The following is a 937-nucleotide window of genomic DNA, read 5'->3' as shown; positions in this document are numbered from 1 at the left end:
TCATCGGTTCCTGCACCAATTCGCGGATTGAAGATTTGCGGGCGGCGGCGGCAGTGGTGCGCGGCAAGTTCCGTGCTTCCAACGTCAAGCTGGCGATGGTGGTGCCGGGCTCCGGACTGGTCAAGGAGCAAGCCGAGCGCGAGGGTCTGGACAGGATTTTCAAGGACGCCGGTTTCGAATGGCGCGAGCCGGGCTGCTCGATGTGCCTGGCCATGAATGCCGACCGGCTCGAACCGGGCGAGCGTTGCGCCTCCACCTCGAACCGCAATTTCGAAGGCCGTCAAGGCGCCGGCGGCCGCACCCATCTGGTCAGTCCTGCGATGGCGGCAGCGGCTGGCATTGCAGGCCATTTTGTTGACGTTCGTTCGATCTAACAGGATGACCGCTTCGCTCTTTGATTCATTATCTTTTAGGAAAAGATGCGGCGCGCGAGCAGGTGCGCCGCTCATATAGCTTATGAAAAAAATAGTTATTCATACTGGTTTGGTGGCGCCGCTGGACCGCGCTAATGTCGATACCGATGCGATTATCCCCAAGCAGTTCCTGAAATCGATTCAGCGCACCGGTTTCGGTCCGAATCTGTTTGACGAATGGCGTTACCTGGATCATGGCGAGCCGGGCATGGACAATGCGCGCCGCCCGCTCAACCCGGAGTTCGTCCTCAATCAGCAACGCTATCAAGGCGCTTCGATTCTGCTGACCCGCAAGAATTTCGGTTGCGGTTCGTCGCGCGAGCATGCGCCGTGGGCGCTGGATCAATACGGTTTCCGCGCCATCATCGCGCCCAGTTTTGCCGATATTTTCTTCAACAACTGCTTCAAGAACGGCTTGTTGCCGCTGGTCCTGCCCGAGGCGCAGATCGACCGCCTGTTCGATGAAGTCAAGGCGTTCCCGGGCTATCGCCTGGTGATCGATCTGGAAAAGCAATTGGTCAGCA

The 937-nt window shown here is 58.5% G+C and carries 2 protein-coding genes; both read left to right on the top strand.

Annotation, left to right across the window (positions count from 1 at the left end; genetic code table 11):
• Positions 1–374, top strand: a 374-nt coding sequence (locus KHU33_RS26130) for an aconitase family protein (protein ID WP_268907153.1), incomplete at its 5' end; no start/stop codon positions are given.
• A gap of 82 nt (positions 375–456) precedes the next feature.
• The coding region (gene leuD, locus KHU33_RS26125) for a 3-isopropylmalate dehydratase small subunit (RefSeq protein WP_211468471.1) at positions 457–937 on the top strand (481 nt) is incomplete at its 3' end.

The organism is Collimonas silvisoli, assembly GCF_018305005.1.
Lineage (GTDB): Bacteria > Pseudomonadota > Gammaproteobacteria > Burkholderiales > Burkholderiaceae_D > Collimonas > Collimonas silvisoli.
Note: the sequence above shows the minus strand (reverse complement) of the source record. Positions and strands in the feature narration are given on the sequence as shown.